The organism is Methylobacterium sp. Leaf100 (assembly GCF_001422845.1).
Classification (GTDB): domain Bacteria; phylum Pseudomonadota; class Alphaproteobacteria; order Rhizobiales; family Beijerinckiaceae; genus Methylobacterium.
Genome location: NZ_LMMW01000062.1, coordinates 19,440 through 34,555 on the forward strand (window position 1 = coordinate 19,440; position 15,116 = coordinate 34,555).

At 67.6% G+C, this 15,116-nt stretch carries 14 protein-coding genes; 12 read left to right on the top strand and 2 right to left on the bottom strand.

Annotation, left to right across the window (positions count from 1 at the left end):
* Nucleotides 1-107 precede the first annotated feature (107 nt).
* From ASF25_RS23315 to ASF25_RS20150, 9 genes are all read left to right on the top strand, one after another.
* Nucleotides 108-281, top strand: coding sequence for a hypothetical protein (locus ASF25_RS23315; RefSeq protein WP_018044278.1), 174 nt, complete (start codon nucleotides 108-110; stop codon nucleotides 279-281).
* A 46-nt stretch (nucleotides 282-327) separates the two neighbouring features.
* A complete protein-coding gene (locus tag ASF25_RS20115; protein ID WP_018044279.1) occupies nucleotides 328-1,296 on the top strand; it encodes a cation diffusion facilitator family transporter in 969 nt (322 codons plus the stop codon).
* A gap of 67 nt (nucleotides 1,297-1,363) precedes the next feature.
* Nucleotides 1,364-2,113: a response regulator transcription factor gene (locus tag ASF25_RS20120; RefSeq protein ID WP_018044280.1), complete on the top strand. Its 750-nt coding sequence runs from the start codon at nucleotides 1,364-1,366 to the stop codon at nucleotides 2,111-2,113.
* Nucleotides 2,110-3,438 (top strand): ATP-binding protein, encoded by a 1,329-nt coding sequence (locus ASF25_RS20125; RefSeq protein WP_026176008.1) that lies wholly within the window; start codon nucleotides 2,110-2,112, stop codon nucleotides 3,436-3,438. Before ASF25_RS20120 ends, ASF25_RS20125 begins: the two co-directional genes overlap by 4 nt.
* Nucleotides 3,439-3,537: 99 nt before the next feature.
* A complete protein-coding gene (locus ASF25_RS20130; RefSeq protein WP_018044282.1) occupies nucleotides 3,538-3,795 on the top strand; it encodes a hypothetical protein in 258 nt (85 codons plus the stop codon).
* 429 nt (nucleotides 3,796-4,224) lie between these two features.
* Nucleotides 4,225-4,482 carry a hypothetical protein gene (locus ASF25_RS20135; protein ID WP_018044283.1) on the top strand — a complete coding sequence of 86 codons (258 nt, stop codon included), beginning with the start codon at nucleotides 4,225-4,227 and terminating at the stop codon, nucleotides 4,480-4,482.
* A gap of 213 nt (nucleotides 4,483-4,695) precedes the next feature.
* Nucleotides 4,696-5,058 carry a hypothetical protein gene (locus tag ASF25_RS20140; protein WP_238254234.1) on the top strand — a complete coding sequence of 121 codons (363 nt, stop codon included), beginning with the start codon at nucleotides 4,696-4,698 and terminating at the stop codon, nucleotides 5,056-5,058.
* Nucleotides 5,059-5,202: 144 nt separating this feature from the next.
* Nucleotides 5,203-6,606 (top strand): efflux RND transporter periplasmic adaptor subunit, encoded by a 1,404-nt coding sequence (locus ASF25_RS20145; RefSeq protein WP_018044286.1) that lies wholly within the window; start codon nucleotides 5,203-5,205, stop codon nucleotides 6,604-6,606.
* An 11-nt stretch (nucleotides 6,607-6,617) separates the two neighbouring features.
* Nucleotides 6,618-9,860 (top strand): CusA/CzcA family heavy metal efflux RND transporter, encoded by a 3,243-nt coding sequence (locus ASF25_RS20150; protein WP_018044287.1) that lies wholly within the window; start codon nucleotides 6,618-6,620, stop codon nucleotides 9,858-9,860.
* A 221-nt stretch (nucleotides 9,861-10,081) separates the two neighbouring features.
* Here the strand turns inward: ASF25_RS20150 and ASF25_RS20155 are convergent, their stop codons facing one another.
* The gene (locus ASF25_RS20155; protein ID WP_026176009.1) at nucleotides 10,082-10,483 is read right to left on the bottom strand and encodes a helix-turn-helix domain-containing protein; all 402 of its coding nucleotides are present in this window, start codon (nucleotides 10,481-10,483) and stop codon (nucleotides 10,082-10,084) included.
* Between the two features lie 117 nt (nucleotides 10,484-10,600).
* Here ASF25_RS20155 and ASF25_RS20160 point away from each other — a divergent pair, with 117 nt between their 5' ends.
* A complete protein-coding gene (locus ASF25_RS20160) occupies nucleotides 10,601-12,766 on the top strand; it encodes a heavy metal translocating P-type ATPase (RefSeq protein ID WP_056306597.1) in 2,166 nt (721 codons plus the stop codon).
* A 4-nt stretch (nucleotides 12,767-12,770) separates the two neighbouring features.
* Nucleotides 12,771-13,298 (top strand): signal peptidase II, encoded by a 528-nt coding sequence (gene lspA / locus ASF25_RS20165; protein ID WP_018044290.1) that lies wholly within the window; start codon nucleotides 12,771-12,773, stop codon nucleotides 13,296-13,298.
* A 147-nt stretch (nucleotides 13,299-13,445) separates the two neighbouring features.
* On the opposite strand, the gene ASF25_RS20170 is transcribed toward lspA, so the two are convergent.
* Entirely contained in the window at nucleotides 13,446-14,192 is a 747-nt protein-coding gene (locus ASF25_RS20170; protein ID WP_018044291.1) for a phosphatase PAP2 family protein, read from the bottom strand.
* Between the two features lie 538 nt (nucleotides 14,193-14,730).
* Between ASF25_RS20170 and ASF25_RS20175 the strand changes: the two genes are divergently transcribed.
* Nucleotides 14,731-15,114 (top strand): hypothetical protein, encoded by a 384-nt coding sequence (locus ASF25_RS20175; protein ID WP_018044292.1) that lies wholly within the window; start codon nucleotides 14,731-14,733, stop codon nucleotides 15,112-15,114.
* Nucleotides 15,115-15,116 lie beyond the last annotated feature (2 nt).

Consider the following 15,116-nt stretch of genomic DNA (forward strand, 5'->3'; position numbering starts at 1 on the left):
ACCGACGTTCCAAAAAAAGCCTCCTGCCCGCCACGTAGGAGCCTCCCCAAAATTCACGGCGCGCAAATCGAGTGCAAGCCTACCTAGCGGAGGGCGGACCTTTACTCATGATCGTCGTCGCGGCTCTAAGGTTAAAGGGTGCCGTCATGGCGTGGCCCGACCTGATCGTGGCGGCGGTGATGGCCGAGATCTTCGTGACTTCCTCAATCCAAATTCTTCAGCAGGCCTGGACCGAGCACCAGAGAGACGCCGTCGCGACGCTCCCCGCACCGGCCAAGTGAGCCCCGGTCAAACCCGTTGAATGTCGAAGACCGCTACAGGACGACCATGACGACGAACGACGCACACGCCGGTCACGACCACGGGTCGCATGACCATGAGGCCCATGCGACCCATGACCATCCCGGGCATTCCCACGCCCCGGCGAGCTTCGGGAAGGCGTTCGCAATTGGCATCGCCCTCAATGTGGGCTTCGTCGCCATCGAGGCCACTTATGGGGTGCTGGCGAACTCGATGGCCCTGCTGGCCGATGCCGGACACAACCTCTCGGACGTGCTCGGTCTCGTCGTGGCGTGGATCGCGACGGTGCTGGCCAAGCGCGCCCCGAGCGCGCGGTACACCTACGGGATGAAGGGCTCCTCGATCCTGGCGGCCCTGTTCAACGCGGTGTTCCTGCTGGTGGCCGTTGGCGCCATCGCCTGGGAGGCGATCCAGCGCTTCGGCGAGCCCGCCCCGGTCGCCGGCAAGACCGTGATGATCGTCGCGGCGGTCGGCATCCTGGTGAACGGCATCACCGCCTGGCTGTTCGCCTCTGGTGCCAAGGGGGACATCAATATCAAGGGCGCGTTCCTGCACATGGTCGCCGACGCCGCCGTCTCGGCCGGGGTGGTCATTGCCGGCCTCGTGATCCTCTACACCGGATGGACCTGGCTCGATCCCGTCGTCAGCCTCGCCATCGTCTTCATTATCGTCTGGAGCACCTGGGGCCTCCTGCGCGACAGCCTCACGCTATCCCTCGCCGCCGTCCCGCCGGGCATCGACCCCGACGCCGTCCGCAGCCACCTCGAAGGACTTCCGGGGGTCGCGTCACTCCACGACCTGCATATCTGGGCGATGAGCACCACGGAGACATGCCTTACCGCCCATCTCCTAATGCCTGGCGGCCGGCCCGACGACGAGTTCCTCATGAAAACGGCCGTCGGCATCAAGGAACGGTTCGGCATCGGCCACACCACCCTGCAGGTGGAGACCAGCAGCGACACCGCCTGCATCCTCGCACCCGCCCACGTCGTTTGACCGGCATCGGGTGTATGAATGCCCCCGCGGACGGAACGGTGACGCCCATTGCAGGACGGAGGAATCGTTGATCCACGAAAACGGGGGCAACGCGGGTTCCGATGGTTCGGAACACGTCCTCCTCGTCGAGGATGACGACGGCCTGCGTCTGCTGGTCACCCGCCTTCTCCGCGAGGCGGGCTATCGTGTCACCGGTTGCAGAAGCGCCATTGAATTCTGGCGCCTCCTGCCTGCCGGTGGCGTCGACCTCGTCCTGCTTGACGTGATGCTGCCCGGGGCCTCGGGCCTTGACCTGCTCCGGGCGTTGCGCGCGAGGAGCACGGTGCCGGTGATCATGGTCAGCGCCCGCAACGAGGAGGCCGACCGGGTGCTTGGGTTGGAACTTGGGGCCGACGACTACGTGGCCAAGCCCTTCGGCCGGCCCGAGCTCCTGGCCCGTGTCCGTGCCGTCTTGCGCCGCGCCTCCATGGCACCCTCGTCGCCCTCGTCCCCGGTATCCGAGGTGCTCTCCTTCTCAGGCTGGAGGCTCGACATGCGCAGCCGCTCGCTCGTCGATCCCGAGGGGGCGGCCGTCGACCTCTCCGGCGCCGAGTACGACCTCCTCCTCGTCTTCCTCGAACACCCGGGGCGCGTGCTGGGCCGGGAGATGATCCTCGAACTGTCCCGTGCCAGGCTCGGGTCCCCCACGGATCGCAGCGTCGACACCCTGGTGAGCCGCCTGCGGCGCAAGCTCGAACCGCCCGAGGGCCTGCCTCCGGTCATCAAGACCGTGCGCGGGGCCGGCTACATGCTCGCCTCGAAGGTTGAGCGCGCTTGAGACGCCTGGCACCCTTGGCCCGCAGCCTGGAAGCCCGAACGGTCGCAGTCCTGCTCCTGGCCATCCTCGCCGTCCACGGCGGGGCACTGCTTCTCTATCGGCAATCCGCGACCGCCGCGGCGGACGATGCGTTCGCGCGGCAGGTCGCCAACCAGCTTACCCTGGCGCGCGAGGCGGTGCTCCGCCGCCCACAGACCGAACGCGACGCCGAGGCGAAGGCCCTGTCGTCCGCGCATTTCGAGCTGGGATGGTCGCCGACCTCGACCCTGCTCCCTGACAGGGCCGGCGACCCGGCGATGTGGTCGCTCAGGTCCCGGATGATCGCGTCGGAGCCGAGCCTCGAACCCGGTCTCGCACTCGCGATGGACAGTGGCCACGAGGCCCTTCATCAGGAGGACCTGGGCGGTGCGCTCGCCCTGGCGGACGGGAGTTTTTTGACCTTCCGCTCGGCCCATGCACCCGGCCTCGCACGGCTCGGATCGTGGGCCTACCTCGCGACGGCGATGGCCATCCTCGTCGGTGTCGCCGCCGTCGTTCTGATGCACCGGATCGCGGGACCGTTGCGCGACCTCACCCGCGCTACGGCCGAAATCGGGCACGGAAAGGTGGTCCCCGTGAGGGAAGCCGGCCCCGACGAGACCCGCGATATCGCCCGGGCCCTCAACGCGATGCAGGACCGCATCCATCGGCTGGTGACGGAACGGACCCAGGCCCTGGCGGCCGTCTCCCACGACCTGCGCACCCCCATCGCGCGGCTTCGCCTCCGCCTCGACGGGCTGCCCGAGGGCGGCGAGATCCGGGCGATGGGCTCGGACCTCGACGACATGCAGGCGATGGTCGATTCGACCCTGGCGTACCTTCGGGGCGACGCGGACCCGGAGCCGCGCCAGGTTGCCAACGTCGCGAGCGTCCTCATGAGCATCGCCGACACGTCCTCGGACGCTGGCCGCGAGGTCGCCTATGCGGGCCCTGGCCGCGCACTCGCGACGGTGCGCCCAGTTGCGCTGCGACGCGCGCTCGACAACGTCGTCGACAACGCCGTGCGTTACGGGACCCGCGCCTTTATTTCGCTCGACGTGGAGCCGGAAGAGCTGGTGCTCACCGTCGAGGACGATGGTCCAGGCATCCCGCCTGAAGAGGTCGCCCGCGCCTTCGAGCCGTTCACCCGCCTCGAAGCGTCGCGGAACCGCAACACCGGCGGCACCGGCCTCGGCCTGACCATCGCGCGCCGGATCGTCGAGGCGGAGGGAGGCGGCATCGCCCTATCCAATCGGTCGGGAGGCGGCCTTCGGGTCCGGATCTCCCTGCCGCGCGCCGGTCGCTGACACACTTCGTCACGAACCAGGCGTCCGGGTGTAAAACAGGGTCGCTATCTCAGGTCTCGAAGCGGCCGCACCGGCTGCCGAACCCCAGGGATCAGAATTATGAAGCGTACCATCGCCGCCCTTCTCACCCTCGGCCTACTAGCAGGCCTCTCGGCTCCCGCCTACGCCGCCGAGGACGGGCATGGGAACGCGAACAATCCCGAGCGCTCCGTGCCGAACACCGGCGGCGTGGCCGGTGGCCCGGCCCATCGCGACGACCCGCGCGAGAGCGAGGCCCGCGAGGTCGGCAAGGACGGCAAGCCCGTCCATTCCGACAAGGATGGGCACGCCCACGGTCACTCCCACGGCAAGAAGTGAGCGGACGACGCTGACCTCGGAAGGCCGGGAGGATGCACCGATGCGTACGCTTCCCCTCCTGGTCGTCTTCGCCTTCCTTGCCGTCGGCATAGGCTACGCCCTTGGCGGGGGATGACCGGTCCGCTCCCGCCCGACGGCTTCACGGTACGGTAGTGCCCTCCTCGGTGCCGTGAACCGCCCGCCTCGGCCTCGTGCCGGGGCGGGCACCCCTCCCGTGGTCCTTCCAGTCTCCGCCCGACCACGAAGAGCTGTTGCGCTTCCATGCCGTAACCCGCGTGGGTGCCGCCCTGCAGGATCGTCGTTTCGCGCACACGATCCCGCGTCGCACGAACTCCCTTGCCAAATATTCCCGAATTTCACCGGGAGCATTCGGATCGGTTTTCTCGATCCGTACGTTCCTGCGCAGTATTCGAGAGAGGGAGCCTCAACATGAAGACCAAGTTCGGAGCCATCGCCGCCATCGTGACCCTGGCCTTTTCGCCGGTCGCGGCCCTTGCGCAGCACATCGATGTCGGCCCGGGCGGCGTCAGGGTCCATGGCGACGGTCATGGTGAGCGCCACGGCGAGGGGCATCACGGGGACCGCCATGAACACCGCGAGGTCGTGCGCGAGCATCACCACCATGACGACCACCACGATGACCATCACGGCGGCGAGCGTCGCACGACGATCATCGAGCGTCACTGAGTTCTGCCGATCCGGGATCTCGTGAACCTGTTTCACGGCGTCCCGGATATCTTCATCCACGCTTCCATGAACGGCTGTTTCAGGCTATGGGGAACGTCGGTACTACGGCGAGCGCCGGCACCACCACCATCACCACGACGACTATTAAGGTTCGACCCTGCCAAAGGGCCATCCGGCATGTACGGGTGGCCCTGAATCGTTCATAAGGCGACCATGACCACGGGACCTCGGATCAGGGCCTACGAGACGATGCGCGGCTGGTGGGCGACCACCGTGCGAGTGCTCTCGCTCGTCTTGGTCCTGGCGCTCGTCGTCCCGGGCGCGATCCATTCCGCCGAGGCCCACCGGTCCGTTGGTCACGAACTGTCCGTGTCCGCACCAACCCTGGCAGCCGCCGTCGATCACTCCGATGCCTGCCCCGCCTGCCATGCCACCTGCGGCTGCCATCAGGCACTCAGCGTCGACGGGACGCCGGCCCTACCGCCCCGCGGGACGGGGCGTGCCTCCTACGCGACCGTGACCACACCCATCGGATCGGTCTCGCCCGACCGCCAACCCAGGCCGCCTCGCGCCTGAGGCGACGCCGCCACGTCCGTGGCGCGTCCCGGCCGGCCCCACACGGGTCACGGCTGCCTCTAATTCGCGAAATACCCAGTACGGGACCGTTTCCCGCCGCCTAAGCGGCCGTGCGACGTCCCGGTCGGAACCCGGCCCATTCCCATGCGTGCATTCCTTTCCGTGGCTTTCCTGGCCATCGGCATCGTCATCGGCGGTGCCTTCCCCCGTGTGTCCGAGGTCGTGCAGGGCGCCCTCGCGGCCGCCGGCCTCACGAACGCCCGGGCGACGCCCCCAACCAATGCGGCCGTTACCAGGCCGGTGACACCCGCAGCCGACGATGGGCACGGTCACGGCGACCATGGCCACGAGCATGCCGACGGCGAGCCCAAGCCTTCCGGCGAGCACAAGCACTCCGAGGGAGAGGCCAAGCCCGAAGCCGGTGGCCACAAGCACGCCGAGGGCGAGGCGAACGGCCACGACGAGGAGGGCGAGGGCAAGATCAAGATGACGGCCGAGCAGGCCGCCGAGCAGGACATCGAGCTGGCGATGGTCGAGGGCGGGATTCTCTCGCGCCATTTGCTGGTGCCCGGCACCATCGCGCAGGACGCCGACCGGATCGCACGCGTTCCCGTGCGGGTCGTCGGCACCGTGTCCGAAATGCGCAAGCGCCTCGGCGAGGAGGTCGCCAAGGGCGAGGTCGTGGCCGTACTCGACAGCCGCGAGGTCGCCGAGGCCAAGAGCGACTTCCTCACCGCGACGGTCAAGGCTGACCTGGAGAAGACGAACTTCGACCGCCAGCAGGCCCTCTGGGACAAGCGGATCTCCGCGGAATCGGCATTCCTGAACGCGAAGGCCGCCTACTCGGAGGCGACGCTCAGGGTCGATCTCGCGCGCCAGAAGCTGTCGGCCCTTGGCCTGAACGCCGCCGAGGTGGCGACGTCCGCCAGGAAGGACGAGACCACGCCGAACCTGTCGAGCCTACGCCGCTACGAATTGAAGTCACCCCTCGCCGGGCGGGTGGTCGAGCGCAAGGTCGACGTCGGCACCGCCGTGGGCAAGGAAGGCGACCCGGCCGACGTCTACACGGTCGCCGACCTGTCCTCGGTGTGGATCGAGCTCGCGGTTCCGACCACCGAACTCTCGAAGGTCCGCGAGGGTGCCAAGGTGACCATCGTCGGCGACGCCGCCGCCCGCGGCGAGGGCAAGGTGGTGTTCGTCAGTCCCATCCTCAACCCGGAGACGCGCTCGGCTCGGGTCATCGTCGCCCTGCCGAACAAGGACATGGCCTGGCGGCCCGGCACCTTCGTCACCACCGAGGTCGAGATCGCCCAGGACAAGGTCAAGGTGCGGCTGCCCAAGTCCGCCATCCAGACCATCGGCGGCGAGAAGGTCGCCTTCGTGCGGACCCCGGAGGGCTTCGAGCGCCGGGACGTGACTCTCGGCAGGGCCGACGATGACGCCTTCGAGATCCTTACCGGCCTCAATCCCGGGGAAGAGGTCGCTGTGGCCAACTCCTTTGTCCTGAAGGCCGAGCTCGGCAAGGCCGAAGCCGACCACGCGCACTGAGGGCGGCCATCATGATCTCGAAGATCCTCGACTTCTCTGTCCACCAGCGCTGGCTCGTGGTGCTTCTGTCGCTGCTGGCGGCAGGGTTCGGTGTGTTCTCGCTGACCAAGCTCCCCATCGACGCGGTGCCAGACATCACCAACAACCAAGTCCAGATCAACACCACGGCGCCCTCGTTGTCGCCGGTCGATATCGAAAAAATCATCACGTATCAGGTCGAGACGGCACTCGCGGGCATCAAGGGGCTGGAATACACCCGCTCGCTCTCACGAAACGGGTTCTCCCAGGTCACTGCCGTCTTCTCCGAGACGACGGACATCTACTTCGCCCGCCAACAGGTTGCTGAGCGCCTTCAGGAGGCTGAGGCGGCGATGCCGTCCGGGGTTGAGCCGCGCATGGGGCCAATCTCGACCGGGCTCGGCGAGATCTACATGTGGTCGGTGCACTACGCGAAGCCCGGGGAGCGCAAGGTCTCGCCCGTCGGTAAGCCCGGCTGGCAGTCGGACGAAAGCTATCTTACCCCCGAGGGCCAGAGGCTGAGGACAGAGCTCGAACGCACAGCCTATCTGCGCACGGTCCAGGACTGGATCATCCGTCCCCAGGTGAAGACCGTGCGGGGCGTGGCCGGCGTCGACGGCATCGGCGGCTTCGAGAAGCAGTACCATGTCCAGCCCGATCCAATGAGGCTGACCGCCCTCGACCTGTCATTCGCCGACATCGGCCGTGCGCTGGAAGCCAACAACGCCAACCAGGGTGCGCGCTACCTGGAGGACAACGGCGAGGGCTACGTCGTGCGCGCCGCTGGCCGCCTGGAGACCATGGAGGACATCGGTTCGGTCGTCGTGACCACGCGCGGCGGCGTGCCGGTGCGTATCTCCGACATCGCTGAGGTCCGTATCGGGCGCGACCTGCGCACCGGCTCGGGCAGCGAGGACGGGCAGGAAGTTGTCATCGGCACCGCACTGATGCTCATCGGCGAGAACAGCCGCACCGTGGCCGCCGCCGTCGATGCACGCATGACCGAGATCCGGCGCACGCTCCCGCCGGGTATCGAGGTCCAGACGGTCCTCAATCGCACCGTCCTCGTCGAGGCCACCATCCGGACGGTGGCGAAGAACCTAGCCGAGGGCGCCGCCCTCGTCGTCGTCGTCCTGTTCCTATTGCTGGGCAACATCCGCGCAGCCATCGTCACGGCGCTGGTCATCCCGGTGGCGATGCTGATGACCATGACCGGCATGGTCCAGGGCCGCATCAGCGCTAACCTGATGAGCCTCGGTGCCCTCGACTTCGGCCTCATCGTCGATGGGGCCGTCATCATCACCGAGAACGCCCTGCGCCACCTCGCCGAGAGACAGGCGGAGCTCGGGCGCAAGCTCGAACTGGAGGAGCGCCTCGCTACCGTACGGGCCTCGGCCGAGGAGATGATCAAGCCGAGCCTCTACGGGCAGGCCATCATCATCCTCGTCTACGTGCCGCTCCTGACTTTCACCGGGGTCGAGGGCAAGATGTTCGAGCCGATGGCGCTCACCGTCATCATCGCTCTGGTCGCGGCCTTCGTCCTGTCGCTCACCTTCGTGCCGGCGATGATCGCCATCGTCATCACTGGCCGGGTCACCGAGACCGACAACCTCTTCGTCCGGGCGATCAAGGCTGCCTACCGTCCGGTCCTCGGGGCCGCCCTACGCGTGCCCATGCTGTTCGTCGCGGCCGCGCTCGTACTCCTTGTCGGCGCCGGCTTCCTGTTCAAGGGGCTGGGGCAGGAGTTCATTCCGCAACTTGACGAGAAGAGCATCGCGCTAAACGCCCAACGCATCCCGTCGACCTCCCTGACGCAGTCGCAGGCGATGCAGTTGAAGGTGGAGCAGGCCATCAGCCGATTCCCCCAGGTCGCCTACGTCTTCTCGAAGACCGGCACCGCGGAGGTCGCCTCTGACCCGATGCCGCCGAGCTCGTCCGACACCTTCGTCATCCTGAAGCCGCAGGAGGAATGGCCCGACCCGGACCTGTCCAAGGCCGAGTTGCAGGAGCAGATCGAAAAGGCCCTCGGGGCGCTCGCTGGCAACGTCTACGAGTTCTCCCAGCCGATCCAGCTTCGCTTCAATGAGCTGCTGGCCGGCACCCGCGGCGACCTTGCGGTTAAGGTGTTCGGCGAGGAGTTCGAGCCGATGCTCAAGGCCGCAAACCAGGTCGCTACGATCCTGCGCGGGACCGAGGGCGCCGACGACGTCAAGGTCGAGCAGACTGCTGGCTTGCCGTTCCTAGAAATCAAGATCAACAAGACCGAGGCCGCACGCCTCGGCCTGAGCACATCGGCCATCCAGGAGGTCGTCGGCGCGGCTATTGGCGGCCGCGAGGCCGGAATGGTGTTCGAGGGCGACCGGCGCTTCCCCATCGTGGTGCGCCTGAACGACAAGGTGCGAGAGGATCGTGAGGCCCTAGAGAACATCCCGATCCCGCTGCTTCCCGGGCTCAACGGTCGAGCATCCTCCGTACTGCTGAAGCAGGTCGCCAGCTTCTCGGTAACAGAGGGCCCCAACCAGATCTCGCGCGAGAACGGCCGGCGCCGAGTCGTAGTCACTGCCAACGTGCGCGGCCGCGACATCGGCTCGCTCGTGGCCGAGGCCCAGGCCAAGGTGGCGTCTGGGGTCTCGCTCCCGGCCGGCTACTACGTCACTTGGGGTGGCCAGTTTGAGAACCTGGCCTCGGCGCGCCAGCGCCTGATGGTGGTGGTGCCGGTCTGCTTCTTCCTGATCTTCCTGCTGCTGTTCTCGGCCCTGAACTCGGCCCGGGACGCTCTCCTGGTGTTCAGCGCCGTGCCCCTGGCGCTCACCGGTGGCATCGCGGCCCTATGGCTGCGGGGCATGCCGTTCTCGGTGCCCGCGGCCGTTGGCTTTATCGCCCTGTCCGGGGTGGCGGTGCTCAACGGCCTCGTGATGCTGACCTACATCAAGCAGCTCATCGCCGATGGGCGTCCGCAGCGTGAGGCTATCCTGGAGGGCGCCATGACCCGGCTTCGTCCGGTGGCAATGACCGCCCTAGTGGCGTCCCTCGGGTTCGTGCCGATGGCGCTGGCGACCGAGACCGGTGCCGAGATCCAGCGTCCGCTGGCGACCGTCGTCATCGGCGGCCTTATCTCGGCGACCCTGCTGACCCTCGTCGTCCTGCCGGCCCTCTACGCCAAGTTCGCAGGGAAGATCGTCGTAAGGAAGGATCGGCCCATGCCGGTCCAACCGCACCTCCGGGCCGCCGAGTAGGAGGGCCGGATGAGTAAGAAGTTAGGTCGAGCCACGGCTCACTGGGGCGCTAAGGGTGGGCGTCGCAGACGCCACGTCAGGACGCATGTCCGTAAAGCGGCCCGGCATACGTTCTGGCTCGTGATGCTGGGCGTCCCGGCCTGCGTGTACCTTCTTTACTGCCTCTGCCACATCGGTGGGGAGCCGCATTTCCACCTGACCCCAACGAACCTCAGGCATCCTTAGGACAGCTCCCCGTGGGGGGACAACGCCTCGATGATGCGGCAGTCGGCGACCGACCCGCATCCGCATTGACCAATAACGTCGCGCAGTTCGTGGGCAAGCCGGGTTAGGTCGGAGAGTTTGCGCTCGACCTCCGCCAGGTGCGCGCGGGCGATGGTATCGACTTCGGTGCAGGAACGCTTGCGGTCGTCGGCTAAAGCGAGAAGCTCCCTGACCTGGTCCAGCGTGAAGCCAAGGTCCCGTCCACGTCTGATGAAGCCCAGACGACGCAGGTGCTCGGTACCGTAGAGGCGGTAATTGCCCGCCGACCGCGCCGGCGCCGGCAAAAGGTTGACCTTCTCGTACCAGCGGATTGTCTCAACGCTGGTGTTCGTCGCCGCCGCCAAATCGCCGATGGTCATGGAGGATGTGTGCGCCATGGCCTTGACCCTGTAGTTGCTACAGGGCGCATGTAGGTTCTCCGACCCGTCGGCACGAGGCCCAGGTCGACGGAGCTTGCCATGTCAGGGCCAGGAACCATGGGTGCGGTCCCCGCCGGTACCGCACTGCGCTACCGCGTTAAGGGCATGGACTGCCCGAGCTGCGCGACCAAGATCGAGACGGCCGTGACGCGCCTGCCCGGCGTCGGGGGCGTGCGGGTTAACTACACGGCCCAGGTCCTCGACCTTGTGCTCGACGAGGCTGCCACACCCCGAGCGGACCTGGAGGAGCGGATCACTGGTCTCGGCTACGGCGTCGCCACCCTGCCCACGGCCGCCGACCTCGCCCGTGCGCACGTCACCGGAGCGGACATCCCCGCCATTGAGGACGAGGAGGCGGAGCCGTCCGTCTGGCGCAGTCGCAAGGGCCTGCTGGCTCTGGCCATCGCCGGCCTGTTCGCTGCCGGCTTCCTCCTCGATCAGGTCCAACCGGGCCTAGCCGGTGAGTACGCCTACTGGCCCGGCGCGCTCCTTGGGCTCGCCTTCTACGGACGCCGGGCCATCGCCGCCGCGCGCAACGGCTCGCCGTTCTCCATCGAGATGCTGATGTCGGTCGCGACCGTCGGAGCTCTGGCCATCCATGCCGCCGAGGAAGCCGCGGTCGTGGTCCTGCTGTTCACCGTCGGCGAGATGCTCGAAGGCTTCGCGGCCGGCCGATCCCGCGCCGGCATCAAGGCGCTCGTGGGCCTGGTGCCGAAGACGGCGCGTTTGATCGAGGAGGACGGCGTCGTGCGCGAGGTGCCGGCCGCTTCCCTGGTGATCGGCCAGACCGTGCTGGTCCGCCCCGGCGACCGCGTGCCCGCCGACGGGGAGGTCACGGACGGCTCGTCTAGCCTCGACGAGTCCCCCATCACGGGAGAGTCCGTGCCCCGACCGAAGGAAATCGGGGACGCGGTCTACGCCGGCAGCGTCAACGCGGACGGCGCTCTGCAGGTCAGGGTGACCCGGATGCCGTCCGACAACACCGTCGCGCGCATCCTGCACATGGTGGAGGAAGCGCAGGCGTCGAAGTCTCCGACCGCCCGGTTCATCGACCGTTTCAGCGCCGTCTACACCCCCCTGGCGTTCGCCTTCGCCACGCTGGCGGCCCTCGGTCCACCCCTCCTGCTAGGGGCCGACTGGGGCACCTGGATCTATCGTGGGCTGGCGCTCCTACTGATCGCCTGTCCGTGCGCCCTCGTGCTCTCGACCCCCGCTGCCATCGCCTCGGGGCTGGCCGCTGGGGCGCGTCGCGGGCTCCTGGTTAAGGGCGGCGCGGCTTTGGAGACCATCGGCCGGGTCCGCACCGTCGCCTTCGACAAGACGGGGACGCTCACGGCAGGGCGTCCAAGGGTCACCGACGTCCTCCCATTTGCCCCGGACATGACGGATCGCACCCTGCTCGGGCTCGCGGCGACGGTGGAGGCCGGATCGAGCCACCCCATCGCTCGTGCGATCCTCGAACGTACGGAGGCCGACGCCATCCCCCTGCGCCCCGTACGCGATGCCCGTGCGGTTCCCGGCAAGGCCGTCCAGGCCACGGTCGCCGGTCGCACGGTCGCGGTGGCATCCCCGCGCCACGCCGCGACGCTGGCCAGCCTCTCGCCGGAAGCGGAAGCGACGGTGCAGGCCCTTGAGGAAGCCGGCAAGACCGCCGTCGTCGTGGTTCGGGACGGAGAGGCGCTCGGCGTCGTGGCGGTCCGGGACGAGCCCAGACAGGATGCGGCCGCCGGCGTCGCGGCCCTGCGCCGGCTTGGGGTCGAATGCGTGATGCTGACCGGCGACAACCGGCGCACCGGCGAGGCCATCGCCAAGGGCCTGGGACTATCGGTCCGGGCCGACCTGCTGCCGGCCGACAAGCTCGCCGAGATCGGCGCGTTGAAGGAGGTCGGCCCGGTCGCTATGGTCGGCGACGGCATCAACGACGCCCCCGCGCTCGCCTCCGCCAGCGTCGGCATTGCCATGGGCGGCGGCACAGACGCGGCACTGGAGACGGCTGACGCGGCCATCCTCAACGACCGGGTATCGGACGTGGCCGCCCTCGTGGCGCTGTCCCGGGCGACGCTCGGCAACATCCACCAAAACGTGGCCATCTCGCTGGGGCTCAAGGCCGTGTTCCTGGTGACGACGCTCGCAGGCATCACTGGGCTATGGCCGGCCATCCTGGCGGATACCGGGGCGACCGTCCTGGTGACGGCCAACGCCCTTCGCCTGCTCCGGGCTTGAGCCGATGCGTCTCATACGGGAAAGGGCCGGGTTCGGCGCCCTCGTCGTAATCGCTGTGACCGCGGCGGGCACCGACCTGTGGACCAAGGCGCTGGCGGTCGACAGGCTTTCCGACGAAACCGTGCACGCGGTACTGCCGATGCTCGACCTCAGGCTCGCGTTCAATCATGGCATCAGCTTCAGCCTGCTTCCGGCGCATGACGCGACGTCCTTGGTCGTCCTTCTTGCGCTTCAGGGAATGCTGACGGCCTACGTTGCCCGGTTGGCATTCCGCGCGACCGGAGCGTCGGAAGGAGTTGGTTTCGCCATCATGACCGGCGGTGCACTGGGAAACCTCATCGACCGATGGGTGGACGGCCGCGTCACGGACTTCCTCGACCTGCACCCGGCGGAGGTGCATTGGTTCACCTTCAACATGGCCGATATCTGGATCAGCCTCGGGGCCGCCTTGATAGCTTGGGAGGCAGTCGGCAAGCCGGGCGGGCCGAGACCACCAGCGCCGCTTGATCGGGCCGCCCTACGGGTCCCTTAACGGCGTCATTTCGGTCGTGCCCGTAATGGTCGAACGGCCTGGCCGCAGGCATGGACGATGCGGTCCTGCTAATTGAACGAATGCTGGGATGCGTCCGTCCCTTCAGTCAGGCGGAGGATGCGTTTAGGAAGAACGGCGCATGGGGTCCTATGCCTCGATGCCGGCCTCGCCCGCGACATGGTCGGGCTTCTCGACTTGACCGCGTCGCTGAAGCTGGAGGGCCACGACCCAGCACAGGACCGCCCAGGCCGACCCCACGCACCAGCCTGCCAGCACGTCGGTCGCGTAGTGGACCCCGACATAGACCCGGCTCAGCCCGACGACGACCGTGAGGAAGACGGCCAGCCCCATGAAGTACGCCTTCAGGCGAGCGCCCGCCGCCACGCGCGTCATGAGGGCGCCGAGTGTCAGGTAAGTCACGGCGGAGAGCATGGCGTGGCTGCTAGGGAAGCTGGCGGTGAACACCTGGATGCCGCCGGGGATCTCGGGTCGGGGCCGGTTGAAGAGGAGTTTCAGCCCGAAGCTGATGACCGTCCCGCCCAGGATCGATCCCACCACCAGGACCGCGGCCCCCTGCTTGCGGATCAGGAGCAGGTACCCTGCCACAGCCGCGATGAGGAAGCAGAGGACCACCATGCTGCCCAGGGAGGTCACGTCCCGGGCCATCTCGTGCAGCCAATCCGGTCCAATCGGACCAGCCGCGCCGGGTGGACGGAAGAAGTGGGCGACGCGGGTGTCGAACCCCATCGTGCCGCCCTCCATGACCTTGTCGGCCAGGAGACCAAACCCGAGGATGAGGGCGGCGACGCAAAACAGCGTCACGGGCAGACCGATCTCCCGCTTGCCGAGGCGCGCCATGATACCGGCACGGGCGGACGGAGAGGACTGGTTCATGCGCCCGAACTCCTGGATCGGTCCCTTGACGGTTGCTGGCTCGGGACACTCACCGCCTCATGCGGCAGAGCCGAAGAACCCGTTCGGATCCTCGCCCGTTCCCCCGCGGTGAGCGGCGAGCCAAGGAGAACCCGCACCTTTGTTGCCCGCAATGGTCGCATCCACGCCGAGATCCCTGTGGAGGAGGGCCTGAAACGTCGGATATCGACCCCGAGGCCTAGTGGTCGAAACCTGACGCTTGATACCGTCCGCTTCCGACCCAACTACGCCGTAAGAGCAAGCCAACGTATCTCTCGAAAGCAGACGTTGCAGTCGATCTCGCCGTGCGAGGGCATGATCTCGGATCTCCGCCTTTCAGAGTGGTGACGCCGCCGCATCATTCCTCTGACTGCTCCTGGGTGACGGCCGTATGCCGTGGTTGAGGACGAGTCGGCGGTCACGCTGACGTCACCAATCTTTTTCGTGTGTCAGTGGAATAGACGCGCCCGTTCGGCATCTCTCCCGATGCGGTCATGGTCGACCGCGGGAGACCTCACTCATGCACACCATGCTGATCCGCGCTGCCTTTGCGGCCTTCGCCTTCTCCGCCGCCGCCGCCCAGGCCGCTGCGCCTGCGATGACGGCCGAGACTGCCAAGGGGCCGGCGCTCGTCGATGCCAAGAGCATGACCCTCTACACCTTCGACAAGGACATGGGCGGCAAGTCGATGTGCAACGGCCCCTGCGCCGCCAACTGGCCGGCCCTGATGGCCGCCTCCGGCTCGGCTGCTAGTGGCGACTGGACGATGGTGACGCGGGACGACGGCACGATGCAGTGGGCCTACAAGGGCAAGCCGCTCTACACCTTCGCCAAGGATACGAAGCCCGGCGACATCACCGGCGACGGATTCCTCAACGGTGCATGGCACATCGCCAAGCCCTGATC

Coding starts and splice junctions, on each gene's coding strand:
- ASF25_RS20155 (WP_026176009.1), bottom strand. CDS start 10,483: ATGACCATCGGCGATTTGGCGGCGGCGACGAACACCAGCGTTGAGACA.
- ASF25_RS20160 (WP_056306597.1), top strand. CDS start 10,601: ATGGGTGCGGTCCCCGCCGGTACCGCACTGCGCTACCGCGTTAAGGGC.
- ASF25_RS20135 (WP_018044283.1), top strand. CDS start 4,225: ATGAAGACCAAGTTCGGAGCCATCGCCGCCATCGTGACCCTGGCCTTT.
- ASF25_RS20140 (WP_238254234.1), top strand. CDS start 4,696: ATGACCACGGGACCTCGGATCAGGGCCTACGAGACGATGCGCGGCTGG.
- lspA (WP_018044290.1), top strand. CDS start 12,771: ATGCGTCTCATACGGGAAAGGGCCGGGTTCGGCGCCCTCGTCGTAATC.
- ASF25_RS20115 (WP_018044279.1), top strand. CDS start 328: ATGACGACGAACGACGCACACGCCGGTCACGACCACGGGTCGCATGAC.
- ASF25_RS20130 (WP_018044282.1), top strand. CDS start 3,538: ATGAAGCGTACCATCGCCGCCCTTCTCACCCTCGGCCTACTAGCAGGC.
- ASF25_RS20175 (WP_018044292.1), top strand. CDS start 14,731: ATGCACACCATGCTGATCCGCGCTGCCTTTGCGGCCTTCGCCTTCTCC.
- ASF25_RS20145 (WP_018044286.1), top strand. CDS start 5,203: ATGCGTGCATTCCTTTCCGTGGCTTTCCTGGCCATCGGCATCGTCATC.
- ASF25_RS20170 (WP_018044291.1), bottom strand. CDS start 14,192: ATGAACCAGTCCTCTCCGTCCGCCCGTGCCGGTATCATGGCGCGCCTC.
- ASF25_RS23315 (WP_018044278.1), top strand. CDS start 108: ATGATCGTCGTCGCGGCTCTAAGGTTAAAGGGTGCCGTCATGGCGTGG.
- ASF25_RS20150 (WP_018044287.1), top strand. CDS start 6,618: ATGATCTCGAAGATCCTCGACTTCTCTGTCCACCAGCGCTGGCTCGTG.